This window comes from Pseudonocardia sp. SID8383, from assembly GCF_009864975.1.
Lineage (GTDB): Bacteria > Actinomycetota > Actinomycetes > Mycobacteriales > Pseudonocardiaceae > Pseudonocardia > Pseudonocardia alni.
Genome location: NZ_WWFY01000833.1, coordinates 1 through 377 on the forward strand (window position 1 = coordinate 1; position 377 = coordinate 377).

Annotated in this window: 1 protein-coding gene; it reads left to right on the forward strand. The window is 76.1% G+C overall.

Annotated features, from left to right (window positions below; all coding sequences use genetic code 11):
* The coding region (locus GTW08_RS19995; RefSeq protein WP_202417443.1) for an arabinosyltransferase domain-containing protein at positions 1-377 on the forward strand (377 nt) is incomplete at both ends.

Below are 377 nucleotides of genomic sequence, written 5' to 3' on the forward strand. Positions count from 1 at the left end.
GGGGTGACGACCGCGCCGACCGCGCTGGTCGCCGCGATGCCGCTGCTGCTCGCGCTACCGCTGGTGTGGTGGCACCTCGCGCACGCGCCGTGGGCCACCCGGCTCGCGACGGCCGCCGTCGCGTTCGCCGCGGCCAGCGTGGTCGTGCCGCTCGGGCTGGCCGACCAGACCCTCGCCGACGTGCGCGAGTCCGTCGCCGTGCACCGCTGGTACTACTTCCAGTACCAGTGGTGGCAGGAGTTCGTGCACTACGCCAACCTCCTCGGCCCCGACGACCAGGGCACCTGGGGACGACGCCTGCCGGTCCTGCTGACCGTCGCCGTCGTCGCGCTGGGCGCGGTGCGGCTCGCGACGCGCCGCGGCACCGGCGGCCCGCT